Here is a 17,961-nt window from a genome sequence, read left to right on the forward strand (position 1 = left end):
AATAATCGAACGGTTCAGACAGCATACTGCTGAGTATGCTGTCCGGTGGGCTGCTTAATGAAAAATTCGTGGGGATCCCTCAGGGTCAGATCACATTGTTAACTGTTAACAATGTGATCTGACCCCCATTTTAAATCTACAGCGGGCAACTGCCTAAAAGTTTTATGCTGCCATCTTCATTGAGTTGCTCCAGTTGCACATTAAAGCCCCATAACCGGTGCACATGCTTTAGTACCTGCTGGAAATTATCGGCCAGCGGAATGCGCTGATTCGGAACAAATCTCAAGGTTAAGCTGCGATCGCCGGTAATATCGGCGCTGTACACCTGGATATTGGGTTCAATGGTACTTAGGTTGTATTGTGCGGATAAGGTTTGACGGATCTGTTGATAGCCCTCTGCATTGTGAATAGCAGAGACCTCCAAAGTACTCTCTCGATCATCGTCTGTGATGGCAAATAAGTGGAAATCACGGATCACTTTGGGTGATAAGTACTGACTGATAAAACTCTCATCTTTAAAGTTTTGCATCGCAAAATGCAACGTCTCCAGCCAGTCCGAGCCTGCGATATCCGGAAACCATTCTTTGTCTTCTGCGGTTGGGTGTTCGCAAATGCGGCGCAAGTCGGTAAACATGGCAAAGCCCAGAGCGTAAGGATTAATGCCTGAGTAATATTTACTGTGGTATTCAGGCTGAAATACCACATTGGTGTGGTTATGCAGTACTTCCAGAATAAACTTGTCTGTAACTAAGTTCTCCTGATACAGATGCTGCAATATGGTGTAATGCCAGAAGGTAGCCCAGCCTTCATTCATCACTTGGGTTTGTTTTTGTGGGTAAAAATACTGCGAAATTTTGCGTACTATACGCACTATTTCACGTTGCCAGGGTTTGAGCAGCGGCGCATTTTTTTCAATAAAATACAAAATGTTTTCCTGAGGTTCAGATGGAAAACGGTACTCATGCTCTGCCGATAAATCGTCTTTGTTCGGGATAGTTTTCCACAGCTGATTGACCTGAGATTGCAGATAAGCTTCACGGTCTTTCTGACGTTTTTGCTCTTCATCCATCGAAATTTTTTGTGGTCTTTTGTATCTGTCTACGCCGTAATTCATCAGCGCATGACAAGAATCCAGCATATCTTCCACTTCACTGATACCGTATTTTTCTTCGCAGTGACTTAAGTACTGCTTGGCAAATACCAGATAATCGATAATGGACGACGCATCAGTCCAGGTACGAAATAAGTAATTGTTTTTAAAAAAAGAGTTATGACCATAACAGGCATGCGCCATCACCAGCGCCTGCATCGTCATGGTGTTTTCTTCCATCAGATAGGCAATACAAGGATTGGAGTTAATCACAATCTCATACGCAAGCCCCATAAAGCCACGTTTGTAGTTTTGTTCGGTTTGAATAAATTTTTTGCCGTACGACCAGTGGTTATAACCAATAGGCATGCCAACACTGGAATAGGCATCCATCATTTGTTCGGCCGTAATGACTTCAATCTGGTTGGGGTAGGTGTCCAGTTTGTATAGTTTGGCGACCCGTTCAATTTCTGCCTGATACTGGCCTAATAATTCAAAGCTCCAGTCCGGGCCGTCGGATAAAGGTTGTTTTTGTGTGGCAGAAGACATAAGCAACTCCCTGAAGTCAGTAGCTAAGCGGCCTGTTTTTTGAAAAGTTCGCGAAATACAGGATAAATGTCTGCGACTTGTCGTATCGGCTGAATGGCAAAGTTATCAAAACTCTGCTGCAATTTTTCATACTCCAGCCACAAGCTCTGATGCGGCCGTGGGGTAATTTCGATATAGGCGTAATAGCGCACAAAAGGCAATATTTGCTGTGCTAATAAATCGGCACATTGCGGGCTGTCATCGGCCCAGTTATCGCCGTCTGAGGCCTGGGCAGCGTAGATATTCCACTCGGCTGGGTTATATCTGTCTTTGACTATATCTGCCATCATCTTTAGCGCACTGGACACTATAGTGCCGCCTGTTTCTTGTGAGTAAAAAAACTCTTGTTCGTCGACTTCTTTGGCCTGGGTATGATGGCGGATATACACCACTTCGACATTTTTATAGCTGCGGCTTAAAAACATATAAAGCAGGATATAAAAACGTTTGGCCATGTCCTTGGTCGCCTGATCCATCGAACCCGATACGTCCATCAGGCAAAACATCACCGCCTTACTGGTAGGTTCAGGCCGTTTCTGGAAATTGCGAAAGCGTAAATCAAAGCTGTCGATAAAAGGCACTGCATCTATTCGTTTTTCCAAAAGCGCTATCTGTTCGCGTAGCGCCATCAACTGATGCTGATCCGGCACAGCTTCTGCTTCAACCAAAGCCAATTTAGCTTCCAGTTCATGCAGTTCACGTTTTTTACCAGCCGTCATAGCGACACGGCGTGCGAGTGAGCCTTGTAAGGACCGCACTATATCAATATTGGTCGGTACGCCTTCAGAGCGAAAACCTGCCCGCACATTTTTGTACTGCACCAGCTTATCCAACTGGTTTTTTTTCAGATTGGGCAGTTCTAAATCTTCAAATAACAAATCCAGGTATTCATCTTTGGAGATTGAGAACACAAATTCGTCTTCGCCTTCGCCATCTGCGCTGGCATCGCCCTGGCCTGAACCTGCCCCTTGTCCGCTTTGAGGCCGTTTGATTTTATCGCCAGGGCTGAATTGGTCATTACCAGGATGCACCCGCTCTCTGTGGCCGCCCTGGCCTTGATGGAAAAAAGGTTCGGTAATGTCTTTGCCGGGAATAGAGACTTTTTCACCGTTGTTGATATCAGTGACACTGCGTTTGCTGATGGCATCGGACACAGCTTGTTTAATTTGCTGCTTGTAGCGGCGAATAAAGCGCTGTCGGTTGACAGCACTTTTATTTTTGCCATTTAAGCGTCGGTCAATAAAATGCGCCATACAACCTCCGGGGCTTTGACCTTACTGTGATTTGCGAACCCGTAAATACCACTCGCTCAGTAAGCGCACTTGTTTACGGGTGTAGCCTTTCTCCATCATCCGGTCGACAAAATCATCATGTTTTTTCTGATCGTCGGTGGAGGTTTTGGCATTAAACGAAATCACAGGCAACAGCTCTTCTGTGCTGGAGAACATCTTTTTCTCTATCACAGTGCGAAGTTTTTCATAGCTGGTCCAGGTAGGATTTTTGCCATTATTTTTGGCTTTAGCCCGCAAAACAAAATTGACGATTTCATTGCGGAAATCTTTGGGATTGCTGATGCCCGCTGGCTTTTCAATTTTCTCAAGCTCAGCATTCAGTGCAGCTCTGTCAAACAACTGACCGGTTTCTGGGTCGCGGTATTCCTGATCCTGGATCCAGAAGTCAGCATAAATGACATAACGGTCAAAAATATTCTGGCCATATTCGGAGTAAGACTCTAAATAGGCGGTTTGAATTTCTTTGCCGATAAATTCTATGTATTTCGGAATTAAGTAGCCTTTTAAATGCTCCAGATAACGCTCTGACACATCGGACGGGAATTGCTCCCGCTCAATCTGCTGCTCCAGCACATAAAACAAATGCACAGGGTTAGCGGCCACTTCGGTCGAGTCAAAGTTAAAGACACGGGATAAAATTTTGAAAGCAAAACGGGTGGATAAACCCGACATGCCTTCATCCACGCCCGCATAATCGCGGTACTCTTGGTAAGACTTCGCTTTAGGGTCTGTGTCTTTTAAGCTTTCGCCATCATACACCCGCATTTTTGAATATAAACTGGAGTTCTCCGGCGCTTTTAAACGCGACAATACGGCAAACTGTGCCAGCGAGGTTAACGTCGCTGGAGAGCAAGGTGCGACTTTTAATTCACTATGCTCCAGCAGTTTTTCGTAAATTTTGACTTCTTCAGACACCCGCAGGCAATAAGGCACTTTGACAATATAAACCCTGTCTAAAAAGGCCTCATTGTTTTTGTTGTTGCGAAAGGTCTGCCATTCCGACTCGTTGCTGTGTGCCAGAATAATGCCTTCAAAGGGCAGGGCGGCCAGACCTTCAGTACCGTTGTAATTGCCTTCCTGAGTGGCAGTTAACAGTGGATGCAGCACTTTAATAGGTGCTTTAAACATCTCAACAAACTCCATCAGGCCCTGATTGGCACGGCATAACGCGCCTGAATAGCTGTAAGCATCCGGATCGTTTTGGGCAAAATGCTCCAACTGGCGGATATCGACTTTACCTACTAAGGATGCAATGTCCTGATTGTTTTCATCACCAGGCTCAGTTTTAGCAATGCAGATTTGATCCAGAATCGAAGGGTATTTTTTTACCACTTTAAATTGGCTGATATCGCCGTTGAATTCATGCAGGCGTTTACTGGCCCATGGCGACATAATGGTTTTCAGGTAACGTTTGGGAATGCCGTATTCCTGCTCGAGAATAGTGCCATCTTCATTGACATCAAACAGACACAAAGGGCTGTCGTACACAGGTGAGCCTTTGATGTAATAGACAGGCACCTGCTGCATCAGCGATTTTAGCTTTTCGGCCAAAGATGATTTACCACCCCCTACAGGGCCTAGCAGATACAAAATTTGTTTGCGCTCTTCCAGGCCCTGAGCTGAGTGCTTCAGGTAGGAGACTATTTGTTCTATCGCATCTTCCATGCCATAAAACTCGGCAAAAGCCGGATAACGAGCTATCACTCTGTTGGAAAATAATCGGCTTAGTTTGGGATCTTGGGCTGTATCAATCAGCTCAGGCTGACCTATGGCCATTAACAAGCGCTCGGCTGCGCTGGCATAGCAACTTTTATCTTTTTTACACAGCTCCAGATACTCCTGGATGCTGTATTCCTCTTCTTTAGCTGCTTCATATCTGGATTTGTAGTGCTCAAAAATGCCCATAGTGCACCTCCGAAACTGGTCTGTGGGAACTGAATACAAATAAAGCCACTGATGTAAGGTTAGACAGTAAAAAAGCGCTTCGCTCAACTAATTCACAGAAAAATATGAATTTTTTTGTAGCGATGCGTGCACAGAACAGGTGGGAGCCCAGCGTAGAGCCTCTGGTTTTTAATTCGGAACAAAAAAGAAAGCCCGGCGAGCCGGGCTTGAGGATCTACAACAACCGAAGATTAAGCAGCGAAGTTTTTCGCAGCAAATTCCCAGTTGATTAATGCCCAGAATGCATTCAGGTAGGTTGGACGTGCATTACGGAAATCGATGTAGTACGCATGTTCCCACAAATCCACTGTCATCAGAGGTGTTACTGAGCTATCAGTCAGTGGTGTGCCAGCGTTGCTGGTATTGACGATATCTAAAGAACCGTCTGCTTTTTTCACTAACCAGGTCCAGCTTGAACCAAAGTTATTGACAGCTTTGTCATTAAAAGCAGTCTGGAATGCAGCAAAAGAGCCCCACTGTGCAGTAATTGCAGCAGCTAAAGCACCAGTTGGTTCACCGCCGCCATTTGGTGATAAGCAGTTCCAGTAAAAAGTGTGGTTCCAAATCTGAGCTGCATTGTTAAATACAGGACCTTGAGAAGTGCGGATGATGTCTTCTAGAGACTTACCAGCAAATTCAGTACCTTCAACCAGTGAATTTAATTTCACCACATAGGCGTTATGGTGTTTGCCATGGTGATAATCCAGAGTTTCAGGAGAGATGTGAGGTAATAATGCGTCTTTTGCGAAAGGTAATGCTGGTAATTCGAAAGCCATTGTCGTTCTCCGTAGGCGTTGTTTATGGGGTCTGCATCGCGTAGACTACAAAACCCGACTAAATTACTCAAGTTTTAGTCGTAAATTTCACAATCAGAGTTTATTGCAATGCAGTAGTCTGCTCCCCATATTCTTGGGGCGTATTGCAAAATCTCAAGTGCGAAATGAGTAAACACAGCGTAAAATGAGACAAATTTTTAAACCCAGTAGTGCCAGAGGCTGAAGATGGAAACCATTGAGAAAATTAAACAACAGTTGGCTGATAATCCAATTATCATTTATATGAAAGGTTCGCCAAAATTACCGAGTTGCGGTTTTTCAGCTCAGGCGTCTCAAGCCCTGATTGCATGTGGTCAACCTTTTGCATTTGTCGACATTCTGCAAAACCCGGATATCCGTGCTGAATTACCAAAATATGCCAACTGGCCAACCTTCCCACAGTTATGGGTTGAAGGAGAACTGATTGGAGGTTGTGACATTATTCTGGAAATGTTCCAGCGTGGTGAATTGCAGCCGCTGATTAATGAAACTGCGGCTAAGTACAACAGCGAAAGCGCAGAATAATGTAGTGTTTGAAGCAAAAAGGCAGCGCAAGCTGCCTTTTGTGTTTCTAAAGAAGAAAGTGAATTAAGCCGGGTCTGATTCCGTGCTCTCTTCCTGTTCACAGTCATCCATCAGCATAGGTGGGGGCCAGCCGCCAAGTTGATGCCAACGATTGACTATGTAGCAGAATAATTCAGCGGTACGTTCTGTGTCATACAAAGCGCTGTGTGCTTCTTTGTTGTCAAAATCAATACCTGCTTGTTTACAAGCTTTTGCCAGAACGGTCTGACCTAAAGCCAGCGCAGATAAAGTCGTGGTATCAAAGGATACAAAAGCGTGAAAAGGCGAGCGTTTTAATTTAATTCGATCAATGGCTGCATTTAAAAAACTTTGATCAAAAGCTGCATTATGAGCCACCACTACAGCTCGTTGACAGTCGGCATCTTTCTGCGCTTTACGCACAGCCCGGCAAATTTCGGTCAGAGCTTCCCGCTCTGAAACTGCGCCACGAAGCGGGTTGTAGGGATCTATACCATTAAAAGCTAAGGAGCTGGCTTCCATGTTGGCCCCCTCAAAAGGTTCAATATGAAAATGCAAGGTCTGGCTTGGAACAAGCATGCCTTTTTCGTCTATAGTCAACAAAGTTGCAGCGATTTCTAACAATGCATCTGTTTTTGCATTAAAGCCTGCGGTTTCGACGTCGATAACAACAGGGAAGTAGCCACGAAAACGTTGTGCTAACGGATGTAAAGCTTGAGTCATAAGACCTGTGTCCTGATAAGATAGGCAGGCATTATGCCAAATAATTTGCAAAGCGTCTTGTTTGAGTACCTTGTTTGTCCTGGTGGAAGTTGAAAAACAACAGGTGTTGAGATGAAAAAAGGGAAACCTATGCGATATAAGCTTTGTCTGGTACCAATTCTGCTGGCGGCTGCTCAGACGCAGGCCGGGTTGCGTCAGTATTCAGCGACAGTCGACCAATCTACCTGGTCTTTGAAGCAAAACTCGCCTTTGGTGTGTGAACTAAGTCATCCAGTGCCGCGTTTTGGTGAAGCGTTTTTCCGAAGCACAGCCGGAAAAGAGCTGAACATGCAGTTTGAATTGAACATGTTGCGTTTGCCTGATCATTATGCCTTGGCAGAAGTGCTGTCAGTTCCGCCGGTCTGGCGTCCGGGTGAGCAGGCCAAAGCTATCAGTAGCATGAAAATGTTGAAACAGTTTGACGGTGATTTAGGTAAAGCCGAGAGCTGGATCATGCTGACTGAGCTGGAGCAAGGTTATAGCCCAACCTTCTACTTCTCAGACTGGTATAGCCCTTATGACAAGGTGAGCGTGTCTTTAAATCCTGTACATTTTATTGAAGCCATGGACCAGTTTACTCAGTGTGTGAGTTCTTTATTGCCTTACACCTTTGATGATATCGCTTTTACTGTGTTGACCTACGAATCAGGCGGCGATGAACTGACCAAAGCCTCGAAGAAGCGTTTGCAGCAAATTGCTGACTATTTAAAACATGATCAAAGTATCGAGAGTATTGATATTCAGGCCTACAGTGATTCCTTTGGTGGTCGTTGGATGAACGAGCAGTTGTCGATAAAACGCGCTGAAGCCATTAAAACCAAACTGGTCAGTTTTGGTCTGGAAGAAAATAGAATACGCACTGAAGGTTTGGGAGAAAAGCGTCACGTGGCTTCGAATGAAAGCTCTTTGGGCCGAGCCAAAAACCGCCGCGTTGTCATTCAAATGGAAAAGCCCTGATCTAGGGCTTTTGGATCAGTGGTTCTTCGATTACTTTAGGAAGCTTGTTGTAGTAACGGTCAAATTGTTTTAATACCGCAAGAATTTTATCACCGGTAAAAGGTTTGACAATAAAAGACGCTGCACCCGAGGCTATGCTGGTTTTGACGTTTTCCAGTGTGCTGACTCCGCTGACCATCACGACAAAGCATTCAGGTTTTAGTTCTTTAAAACGTTTTAGTAGCTCAAGACCTGAACCATCAGGCAGCTCAATATCCAAAAATACCAGCTCCGGTAGTTGCTGGCTAAAGGTGAGTAACGCCGTGGACGCATTGTGTGCCTGAAAATAATTGAAGGCTCTGTATCTCAGTTTTTCTTTTGAAAACAAAGCGGTAAGATTGTTACGCAGTAATTGCCTGTTGTATTCCAGGTCATCCACTAACAATATTTTTTGTTCCCGTACTTTTACTTTAGTTTGCATGCCTTGCACTGCTCCAGAAAATAGGTGGCGCGCTCTGTTCTTTGTCCTGCCGGGATAGTTTTCCATTCTTTTTGCAATTGATCGGCCAGTTGACCCAAAGGTGCTAAATCAAAGCTGGCAGCACTGCCTTTAAGTTGATGCACAATAGCCATAAAATCAATCCAATTTTGTTGTTCTGCGAGTGTAGCCAGTTGCTGTACTAACTGTTTAGCATGCGCCAGATAAGCCTCTTTCAGCTCTGTTGGCAGTTCTAATTCTATTGAAGGAATAGCCTTAAACTTTGCCAGTTGCTGCTGTAGCTCTGGCCATTGCAATGGTTTTTTCAGCACCAGATCAAAGCCTGTGGCTGGCACTTCTTCGGCTGACATGGCGATAATAGGTCTGTCATAGCCCAGCTGACGCAATAGCTGCATCGCACTGATCCCATCCATGACGGGCATCTGAATATCCATAAGGAGCAGATCAAACTGGTAACTTAAAGCCTGCTGCACTGCAAGATCACCATTTGCTACCCACAGGACCTGATAGCCCAGAATTTCAGCCTGTAACTGAAACAGCTGGGCCAGTAGTTCATCGTCTTCAGCAAAAAGTAAGTTCAACTATGTTATTCCGCTGTGCTGTGGGTAAGATAACGTTGTATATCAATACTATCGAGCTGTTGTACCGTTAAAGGTAGTGGCTCTTTCATAATGGCACAAGCCAAAACTTCGGCAAGTAAAGGCGCCCAGGTTAAACCTCGCGCCCCTAAAGCGCCAAAACGCCAGAGTTGTTTTTGCTGACCAAGTACAGGCATATGATCTGGCACAGTGGCGCGTAAGCCTGCTTTGGCAGATATGACTTCAACATCCTCAAACCAGTCAGGTTGTCCTAATGTCTGATTAACTAGATCGAGATTTTGTTGATTATCGGCTTCCAGCACTTCGCTGTGTCCATTGCTGCGATCAAAGGTAGCTCCAACACAATGCAATTGCTGATGGGCTGGGGTGATGTAACCCTGATGGCAAACTACAGTTTTTAGTGGCGTCATCGTTTGGCTTTGCAGATGACTGACCTGGCCGCGAATTTTTCGAAGCGGGAAAGATTCCTGATAGTTCAGAGCATTTAATTCTGCGCCAGTGGCTAGTATCACTGTGATTGCTTGCAAAGTTCCGGCAGATGTTTCCAGTTCACAATAGTGTTCGCGCTCTGTGATTTGTTGTACTTGGGTCCTGTAGATAATCTCTACGCCTTGGCTGCTAAGCCAATTAGCCATCTGCTGGCAATAGTCCTGAGGGCATAACCAGCCTGCGCTTGGGAAAAATAGTCCATCATAAGGTAAGGTCAAACCTGCTATTTCTGAAGCTTGTTCTTTGGTGAAACTGCTGAATAAACCGCTTGAGGCAAAAGCTTGCTGCAGGATTTTATGTTGGCGTTTAGCCAGATTATCGTTACAGGCCAAAGTTAATACACCGCACCACTGAGCGGCCACTGCTAATTTTTCCAGCCAATTGGCATAAAACTGTCTGGCATATAAAAAACTTTGACAGCTTAAGGACGACATCAAATCGTAAGTCGCATGCAGGTTAGGGTAGACAGCGCCTTGACGATTATGAGACGCGCCCATTCCTGCTGCTTCATCCGCACATAGAAGTTGCACTTTTAAGCCTTTTCGCCATAAGGCAAAAGCAGCATTAATACCCGCAACGCCAGCCCCTATCACGGTGATCTGCTCTGATGGTGCGGCGCTAAGCTCCTCCGCTTGCTCCGCTGTGGCAATTAACATTTCGCGTTTTTGGCCATGGCCTTTGGTTTTTCTGGCAGAAAAACCTGCGTCATTTAAACCTCTGCGGACAAAACCTGCACAGGTAAAAGTAGAAGCGGTAGTGGTGCTATGGCTTAGTCTGAACATCTGATTAAATAAATTTTGTTGCCACATATCCGGGTTTTTACTGGGGGCAAAACCATCTAAAAACCAGGCATCTACTTTGTTTTGCGCCGGCACTTGGGGCAGTAATTCATTCACATCACCCAGCCATAAATCCAGTACTACTGAACCATTATCAAAGATCATGCGATGTGGGCCGGGTAAAGCAACAGGGTAACTTTCTATCAGTAAGTTGGTAAGTTCAGCCAGTAGCGGCCAGGCCGCCAAGGCTTTGGTTAAGTCTGTTTTGCTAAAGGGGAATTTTTCAAAACTACTGAAATACAGCCGCTGACAAGTAGTTGATTGGGCTTTGTATTGCCGAAATCTCAGCCAGGTCAGCAGAAAGTTTAGACCTGTACCAAAGCCTGTTTCTGCGATATGAAAAAATGGGCGTGGATGGGTAGACCAGCGTTCAGGTAGCTGATTTTTATGCAAAAATACATAATCGGTTTCATCCAGACCGCCATTGTCAGAAAAATAAATATCGCCAAACAGCTCCGAGACCGGTGTGCCAGCATCGTTGTAGTGAACTTTAGCCTGTTGCAAGGAAATCAAACTCTATCGAAAAAGAATAAGGTATTGTAACTTAGGCGCAATATAAATAGATAATAGTGTACAGCTGTACGCTGAAAGCGGACCAGTTTCGACAAGAAACTCCGTACAATGTGGCGCAATTACTAAAAGACATCCGATTTTTTGTTTGGAGCAAGCATGAAAAGAGCAGTGATCACAGGGTTAGGCATAGTATCCAGCATTGGTAACGATAAACAGCAGGTGCTGAACTCGTTAAAGGCTGGACGCTCAGGCATTAAAGCGTCGCAGGAATTTGCCGACATGGGTCTGAGATCACAGGTTTGGGGCCAGATTGACATTGATACTGCCGCTTTAATAGACCGTAAAGCTTTACGTTTTATGGGGGATGCAGCAGCTTATGCCTACATCTCTATGCAACAGGCTATTGAAGATGCCGGCTTAACACCGGAGCAAGTATCAAATTTCCGCACTGGCTTAGTGGTCGGCTCTGGTGGTGCTTCGTCTAAAACTCAGATTGAAGCTGCTGATACTTTGCGTGAAAAAGGCGTGAAACGTGTCGGTCCTTATGCTGTGCCAAAAACCATGTCGAGTACCTGTTCAGCTTGTTTAGCTACTCCTTTTGAAATCAAAGGCGTGAACTACTCCATCAGCTCAGCCTGTGCAACCAGTGCGCACTGTATTGGTCATGCGGTCGAGCTTATTCAGCTTGGCAAACAGGACATTATTTTTGCCGGTGGTGGAGAAGAAGTGCACTGGACTTTAGCGATGGAATTTGACGCCATGGGCGCTTTATCGACTAAATACAACGAAACGCCTGAATTGGCGTCACGTACTTATGATGCTGACCGTGATGGTTTTGTCATCAGCGGCGGTGGCGGTATTTTAGTAGTGGAAGAGCTGGAACACGCATTAGCCCGTGGCGCTAAAATTTATGCTGAAATCGTCGGTTACGGCGCAACTTCAGATGGTTACGACATGGTCGCGCCAAGTGGTGAAGGTGCAGTGCGTTGTATGGAAATGGCGATGAAAGACGTCAAAGGTCCAATCGACTACGTTAATACCCACGGTACCAGCACGCCGGTCGGTGATGTCAAAGAATTAGGTGCTATCCAGCAAGTCTTTGGCGGCAAATCGCCAGCCATTAGTGCAACTAAAGCTATGACTGGTCATGCTTTAGGGGCTGCTGGTGTGCACGAAGCCATTTATTCGCTGTTGATGATGGAGCATAACTTTATTGCTCCTTCTATTAATATCAGCAACCTGGATGAAGCAGCTGCAGGTTTAAATATCGTGACTAAAGCGACAGAAGCCAAATTAACCACTGTGATGTCCAATAGCTTTGGTTTTGGTGGTACTAATGCCACTTTAGTGATGCAAAAATATCAGGGCTAATCTCCATTATCCTTTGAAGGGTCAGGCTTGTAGCCTGGCCTTTTTTATTGGCTTATCAAAAGTTCCGAAATCCGATAGCTCAATGCAAACCCTGTCGTTACAATGTCGCTATTCCCGTTCAGGACTGATACAGATGATAATATATGCCGACGAAAATATGCCGTACGTCAATGATTTCTTTGCTGATTTAGGCGAAGTCAGGCTGGTGAATGGCCGTACTTTGACTTCAGAGCAGATGAGTGATGCTGATGTGCTGCTGGTGCGTTCTGTCACCAAAGTCAATCAGCATTTGTTAGCAAAAAGCCCAAAGCTGAAATTTGTTGGTACTGCCACCATTGGCACCGATCACATTGATCAGGCGTATCTGCAACAACGGGGTATTGGTTTTAGCAGTGCGCCTGGCTGCAATGCTCAGTCTGTGGTTGAGTATGTCTTGAGTAGTATTTTCGTACTCTGTGAAAAGTACCAATGGAATCTACAGCAAAAGACTGTGGGCGTGGTTGGAGTCGGAAATATAGGCAAGTTGCTGGTACGTGTGTTGCAGGCATTGTCTGTCAGGGTTTTATGCTGTGATCCAGAGCGTGCAGCCACTGAAGTTGATTTTCCACATATTCCGTTTGAGGAATTATTACCCCAGCTTGATATCGTCAGCTTTCATGTGCCTTTGGTGAAAAACGGGCCAGACGCCACAGTAGATTTACTCAATAGTCGGACTTTAAAACGACTTAAGCCGGATTGTGCAGTAATTAACGCCTGCCGTGGTGAGGTGACTAATAACGAGGCTTTATTGGCAGAAGCCCAATCAGGCCACCATAGGCCACTGGTGTTGGATGTATGGGCCAATGAACCGGAACCTGATTTAAGGTTAATTCCTCATACAGATATAGCCAGTGCGCATATTGCAGGCCACAGCATTGAAGGCAAAGCCCGCGGTACTGAAATGTTGTATCAGGCACTTTGCCAGCAGTTGGAGCTCAGTCCGACCAAGTCACTGTCGCAGGTGTTACCAGAACCTCAAATTTCAGAGCTGAAAATAAATTCAAATTTTAGACTTTTAGATGTCCAAAATTTAGCCCGGCTGTTATATGATGTACGCCGGGACGATGCTTTGTTTCGTTTCTATATGATGCAAGACAAAAAAACACAAGGTTTTGACTGGCTTAGAAAGTCATACCCACCGCGGCGTGAATTCAGTTCGGTGCGGCTGACAGGACAAGAGGTGCCTGAGTTTTTAACAACATTAGGTTTTAACACCCAAATTAATTGACGTTGCAGCGCGGCGACAAGCGAGCGAGACCCCAGGAGCATAGTAGTCCTATGTGACTGGGGCTTCGATCGAAGTCAACAATGCGGCAGCGTTAAGTAAGAAGGGTAAAGCAGCCAGTAATCAGAGGGGAATAACCATGGCTCAGCAATACGACGTCGCTGTGTTAGGTGCTACAGGTTTAGTAGGCCAGCATTTAATTGAAATTTTGGAACAGCGCGATTTTCCAGTCAATAAACTTTATCCTTTAGCCAGCAGCCGCTCCGCTGGTGGCCATGTCACCTTTAAGGGTAAACAAATCGAAGTACTGGATGCTGAGACCTTTGACTGGACTAAGGTGCAAATAGGCTTGTTCTCTGCAGGTGGCAGTGTGTCTGCAACTTATGCCCCCCGTGCTGCGGATGCAGGTTGCGTAGTGATCGACAACACCTCGCATTTCCGCTACGAAGCCGATATTCCATTAGTGGTGCCGGAAGTGAATGCGCATGCTATTGCTGAGTTTCGTAACCGCAATATCATTGCCAACCCGAACTGTTCCACCATTCAAATGCTGGTGGCGTTAAAACCTATTCATGATGCTGTAGGTATCAGTCGTATTAATGTGGCTACTTATCAATCGGTTGCTGGTGCAGGCCAACAAGGTGTGGAAGCTTTAGCCACAGAAACAGCGCAGTTACTCAATGGGCGTCCTTTAGAAGAAGGGGGGAAGTTTGCCCGTCAGATAGCGTTCAACTGTATTCCACAAATTGACGTATTTTTGGATAATGGTTACACCAAAGAAGAAATGAAAATGCATTGGGAAACCCAAAAAATTATGGGGGATGCCAGTATTTCCGTCAATGCTACTGCGGTGCGTGTGCCTGTGTTTTATGGTCATGCTGAAGCTGTGCATCTGGAAACCCGCATGCCAATCAGTGTGGAACAGGTCAAAGCTCTGTTAGCCAATGCACCAGGTGTGACTCTGATGGAAGAGAATGCTGATTACCCGACTCAGGTAGGCAATGCCGCCGGTCAGGATGATGTGTTTGTTGGCCGTATTCGTCAGGATTTCACTCATGAAAACGGTATTAACTTATGGGTTGTTGCGGACAATATCCGTAAAGGCGCCGCAACTAACAGCATTCAGATCGCAGAACATTTAATTCGTGATTATCTGTAAAAATATACTCAACAGAAACAAAGGCTCCTGATGGAGCCTTTGTTGTTTCTAAAGCAATGGACTTTTCGGCCGATGTACTCAGATATGCAGATGTTGTTTAAGCGTAGCCAGTGACATCCTTCTGGTTTACTATTCAGTTATGGAACGATGTTTGCAGTGTTTTTGTGTCAGAAAAAATAATCTCCGGCCTTAAGGGATCATCGATGCGTTTAGTTGGGCTTCTCATTTTTAGTATTGTGTTGCAGATTTGCAGCGTTCAGGCTACTGCGGACACCACTGTGCGTCTCAAGGGTCCTAAAAGCACCGAAAATCCGGATCGCAGCAGGGTCGGCCCTTTAACCCCAAACGATACCTTATGGCGTATTGCTGAAGAAGTTCGGCCTCATCCAGGTTTAAATATTTATCAGGTGATGTACGCCATCTACCTGAAAAATCCACAATCTTTTCTTGATGATAACTTTAACCATCTGAATGTCGGTTCATTTTTAGCTATCCCTAATGTAGACGAAATACTGCAGGTGGATGCTGTGGATGCACAGCGTAAATCAGAAGAAGATGACCGTATTTGGGCTGACCGGGTGCGCGCAGCTGCTGCAGCGAAAGTGAAGCAGGGCGTCAACACAGCGCAACAGAAAGACGTAGACAAAGCCAAGCAAGAAATTAAAAAGGAGTTGATCCGTGTTGAGGGACAACAACAAGGACAACTGCTTGATCTACAGAAAAAGCTGGATGAATCAAAAGTAACGGTTGAAGCTGTATTAGCAGATAACACCGCTTTGAAAGACAAACTGGATCAACTGGCTGATCAAATGCTGTTAATGAAATCCCAAGTGGATAAAGACAGTGAAATACAGCAGCAGTTACAATTACTGGTGGCACAACAAGCAGAAATGCTAGCGCAACAAAGAGCGCAGATTGAGCGGGAGCAGCAAGGGACAAATTTTGCCGAGCTGTGGCAAAAGATTTCCTCCAGCAGTCTGACCTGGGTCCTTCTTGCGACTTTACCCACTTTGTTTGTGTTGTTTGCGGTATTAGGCTGGATTAAACGCCGTACCAGAAAATCAGAACAAATAGTCACAGCAGCCACAGCTGTGCCTCAGCAAGAATCGGGTTACCGCTCACCGCTGCCTCCTTTGGATGAAAGTCTCGACTTTGACGAAAGTAGCCTGATGACACTGGATGAGTCTTTGCTGGATACGGGCAGTAAAGGCATACGTTTGGATGATGAACCCATAGATTTACATGACGATATGTTACTCGATACTCATGCTGACGAGTTCGATGACATTCTGATGAACGACGATGATTTGCTCGACAGTAAGGATTTACTCGATGCCAGCTCAATGGATGACCAGTTGTTGGACGACCTGCTGGATCAACCTATCAAAGCCGAAAAAGATTTTGATCCAAATAATATTTTATCTGGTGCTGATTTATCGGCCTTGTTTGATGAAGAGCCTGAACTGGATGATACCGAAGATGTATTTGCTCAGGCGGTCGCAGAGCAATTAGCTGAAGAACAAAAGCAAAAGCAAACAGAGCAGACACCAGACGAGCTGGATGAGCTGATTGAGGAAATTGAACTCGACGAACCTGACAATGAACTGGTTGCCATTGCTGCCGCTGAAACCAGGGACGAGTTCAGCCTGGACGAAATTGAAGAGGTCGAAGAAGTCGACTTTGACTCACTGCTTGATGAGTTAGTGGTGACTTCAGAAGTGCCTGAAGTTGAAGTTATTGCCGATAACGGCGCTGAAACTAAAGCCGACACTGCGGCAGAAGATTTAGTCGATGTAAAACCTGAACAATCGCATTTTGATAGTTCAGAATTGGATGAATTTGCTGAATCACTTGCTGACGAGGAGCTATCAACACCTACATCTTTAGAGATGGGGGAGGATGGCGAGATAGATATTGATGCATTGCTGGACGGCTCTGCAAACTGGCCTGACGCTACCAGCTCTGTAACAGTCAGTGAACCTGAACTCGACGAGTCTGGTTTGCCTGAGGAACTTACGCCTGAATTTGATACGGCGCTATCTACCGATACTCATCTGGAATTTGACGAAGATGATTATCCGCTGAGCCCGGATGATGTGGCGTTACTGTTGTCGGATGAAGCAAAACAGCAAGATGGAGCAGAAATGCCTGCTCATTTTCATGCTGATCACGCCGATTTAGCCGAATTGGCAGACGAAGTTGAGCCTGAGGTAACAGCAGAGCTGACGGAAACTGAAGCCAAAGATGTGTGGCAAGATCTGACGGAACAGGCCGTGGACGCTGAGTTGATCGAGTCGTTGCCTGATGAGCTGGAGCTGCAGGAGGATTTGAGCGTCAGCCGGGTGTCCGCAGCAAGCGTATCTGTGGAGAATCCCAGTAAAGTACTGGAGGAATATCCGGAGCTGGAATTTTCTGATGATGCCATATCTGCTGATGAGGCGGAGGATGAATTGGATGAGGACCAGATCCATACTGCCGAGGTCGCTGCGGCAGATACCGCTGCAACTCAACAGGCAAATGAGGATATCTCCGCTGAGCTTGATGCTTTGGAAGGTACAGATTTTGATGCGTTACTGGCTGATTATGCTCAGGTTGACACTCAAACCAAGCTGGCAGATGAGCAGGTAACGGATGCAGTACTGGCTGAGTTAAATTCGCTTGAGCCCGCTACACCTGACTTAAGTGCCATACCACAGAATACAGGCGAACAAGATACCGCGGATAGCGATGTGGCAACAGAGGTTGCTGAGCAGGAACAACTGTCAGCATCGAAGCTGGCTCAATCTGATGATCTTGAGCTGTCTTTACTGGCGCTGGACAAGCTGTTGGATGATTCTGAAGATGAGCCGCAGCTTAGTCAAAACCTTGTGCGCAATAGAGATGTTGGGTTGGAGGATTATCAGGATTTTATCGCTGCACAGCATGAACCAGAACTGGATCCAACAGAACAAGGTTTCGCCGCCGATCTGGATTTAATCCGCGCTTATATTGAAATTGGCGAACAGGATGGTGCGGAACACCTGATTGATAAAGTGTTAAATTCCGCAGCACCAGAACATATCAAACAGGAAGCTCAGAGCTTAAAAAGTCAGCTTTAAATCACTGACTCAGAGCCTTGGCTCTGAGTCAGTAGTTCCTTAGTTCTGTTTATGCCTTAATCTGCGAAAGCTAGATCATGCCTCTGTTTTTGCTGTGAGCGCAGGCTGTTGTCGTTAAAATTCGTGAGTTTCCCTCTATGGCTGAGTTATACTTCTGCTC

Annotated in this window: 14 protein-coding genes; 6 read left to right on the forward strand and 8 right to left on the reverse strand. The window is 45.6% G+C overall.

Annotated features, from left to right (window positions below):
• Nucleotides 1–136: 136 nt before the first annotated feature.
• The 4 genes from IEW88_RS07210 to IEW88_RS07225 form a co-directional block, all read right to left on the reverse strand.
• Entirely contained in the window at nucleotides 137–1,639 is a 1,503-nt protein-coding gene (locus tag IEW88_RS07210; RefSeq protein ID WP_221411393.1) for a SpoVR family protein, read from the reverse strand.
• A 23-nt stretch (nucleotides 1,640–1,662) separates the two neighbouring features.
• Entirely contained in the window at nucleotides 1,663–2,931 is a 1,269-nt protein-coding gene (locus IEW88_RS07215) for a YeaH/YhbH family protein (protein WP_147903905.1), read from the reverse strand.
• Nucleotides 2,932–2,952: 21 nt separating this feature from the next.
• Nucleotides 2,953–4,875: a PrkA family serine protein kinase gene (locus tag IEW88_RS07220; protein ID WP_147903904.1), complete on the reverse strand. Its 1,923-nt coding sequence runs from the start codon at nucleotides 4,873–4,875 to the stop codon at nucleotides 2,953–2,955.
• Between the two features lie 230 nt (nucleotides 4,876–5,105).
• Complete coding sequence (locus tag IEW88_RS07225; RefSeq protein ID WP_053423760.1) at nucleotides 5,106–5,690, reverse strand: Fe-Mn family superoxide dismutase; 585 nt, start codon at nucleotides 5,688–5,690, stop codon at nucleotides 5,106–5,108.
• Between the two features lie 225 nt (nucleotides 5,691–5,915).
• On the opposite strand from IEW88_RS07225, the gene IEW88_RS07230 reads away from it, so the two are divergent.
• Nucleotides 5,916–6,254, forward strand: coding sequence for a Grx4 family monothiol glutaredoxin (locus IEW88_RS07230; protein WP_053423759.1), 339 nt, complete (start codon nucleotides 5,916–5,918; stop codon nucleotides 6,252–6,254).
• Nucleotides 6,255–6,317: 63 nt separating this feature from the next.
• Here the strand turns inward: IEW88_RS07230 and rnt are convergent, their stop codons facing one another.
• On the reverse strand, nucleotides 6,318–6,995 hold the full coding sequence (rnt, locus tag IEW88_RS07235) for a ribonuclease T (RefSeq protein WP_053423758.1): 678 nt from the start codon (nucleotides 6,993–6,995) through the stop codon (nucleotides 6,318–6,320).
• Between the two features lie 111 nt (nucleotides 6,996–7,106).
• Here rnt and IEW88_RS07240 point away from each other — a divergent pair, with 111 nt between their 5' ends.
• The gene (locus IEW88_RS07240) at nucleotides 7,107–7,991 is read left to right on the forward strand and encodes a flagellar protein MotY (protein WP_229670359.1); all 885 of its coding nucleotides are present in this window, start codon (nucleotides 7,107–7,109) and stop codon (nucleotides 7,989–7,991) included.
• Between the two features lies 1 nt (nucleotide 7,992).
• Here the strand turns inward: IEW88_RS07240 and IEW88_RS07245 are convergent, their stop codons facing one another.
• From IEW88_RS07245 to mnmC, 3 genes are read right to left on the reverse strand one after another with little or no spacing between them, the layout of a single operon-like run.
• On the reverse strand, nucleotides 7,993–8,451 hold the full coding sequence (locus IEW88_RS07245; RefSeq protein ID WP_147903903.1) for a response regulator: 459 nt from the start codon (nucleotides 8,449–8,451) through the stop codon (nucleotides 7,993–7,995).
• Complete coding sequence (locus IEW88_RS07250) at nucleotides 8,436–9,050, reverse strand: Hpt domain-containing response regulator (RefSeq protein WP_147903902.1); 615 nt, start codon at nucleotides 9,048–9,050, stop codon at nucleotides 8,436–8,438. The genes IEW88_RS07245 and IEW88_RS07250 overlap by 16 nt, the downstream gene beginning before the upstream one ends.
• A gap of 5 nt (nucleotides 9,051–9,055) precedes the next feature.
• Entirely contained in the window at nucleotides 9,056–10,900 is a 1,845-nt protein-coding gene (gene mnmC, locus IEW88_RS07255; RefSeq protein WP_229670361.1) for a bifunctional tRNA (5-methylaminomethyl-2-thiouridine)(34)-methyltransferase MnmC2/FAD-dependent 5-carboxymethylaminomethyl-2-thiouridine(34) oxidoreductase MnmC1, read from the reverse strand.
• A 165-nt stretch (nucleotides 10,901–11,065) separates the two neighbouring features.
• On the opposite strand from mnmC, the gene fabB reads away from it, so the two are divergent.
• The 4 genes from fabB to IEW88_RS07275 all read left to right on the forward strand — a co-directional run bounded on the left by fabB (nucleotide 11,066) and on the right by IEW88_RS07275 (nucleotide 17,801).
• Nucleotides 11,066–12,280 (forward strand): beta-ketoacyl-ACP synthase I, encoded by a 1,215-nt coding sequence (gene fabB, locus IEW88_RS07260; RefSeq protein ID WP_147903900.1) that lies wholly within the window; start codon nucleotides 11,066–11,068, stop codon nucleotides 12,278–12,280.
• Nucleotides 12,281–12,413: 133 nt separating this feature from the next.
• On the forward strand, nucleotides 12,414–13,547 hold the full coding sequence (locus IEW88_RS07265) for a 4-phosphoerythronate dehydrogenase (protein WP_147903899.1): 1,134 nt from the start codon (nucleotides 12,414–12,416) through the stop codon (nucleotides 13,545–13,547).
• 136 nt (nucleotides 13,548–13,683) lie between these two features.
• The gene (locus IEW88_RS07270; RefSeq protein ID WP_147903898.1) at nucleotides 13,684–14,703 is read left to right on the forward strand and encodes an aspartate-semialdehyde dehydrogenase; all 1,020 of its coding nucleotides are present in this window, start codon (nucleotides 13,684–13,686) and stop codon (nucleotides 14,701–14,703) included.
• A 278-nt stretch (nucleotides 14,704–14,981) separates the two neighbouring features.
• Entirely contained in the window at nucleotides 14,982–17,801 is a 2,820-nt protein-coding gene (locus IEW88_RS07275; RefSeq protein WP_185148573.1) for a FimV/HubP family polar landmark protein, read from the forward strand.
• Nucleotides 17,802–17,961 lie beyond the last annotated feature (160 nt).

Origin of the sequence: Rheinheimera tangshanensis (assembly GCF_014645135.1) — a bacterium.
Lineage (GTDB): Bacteria > Pseudomonadota > Gammaproteobacteria > Enterobacterales > Alteromonadaceae > Pararheinheimera > Pararheinheimera tangshanensis.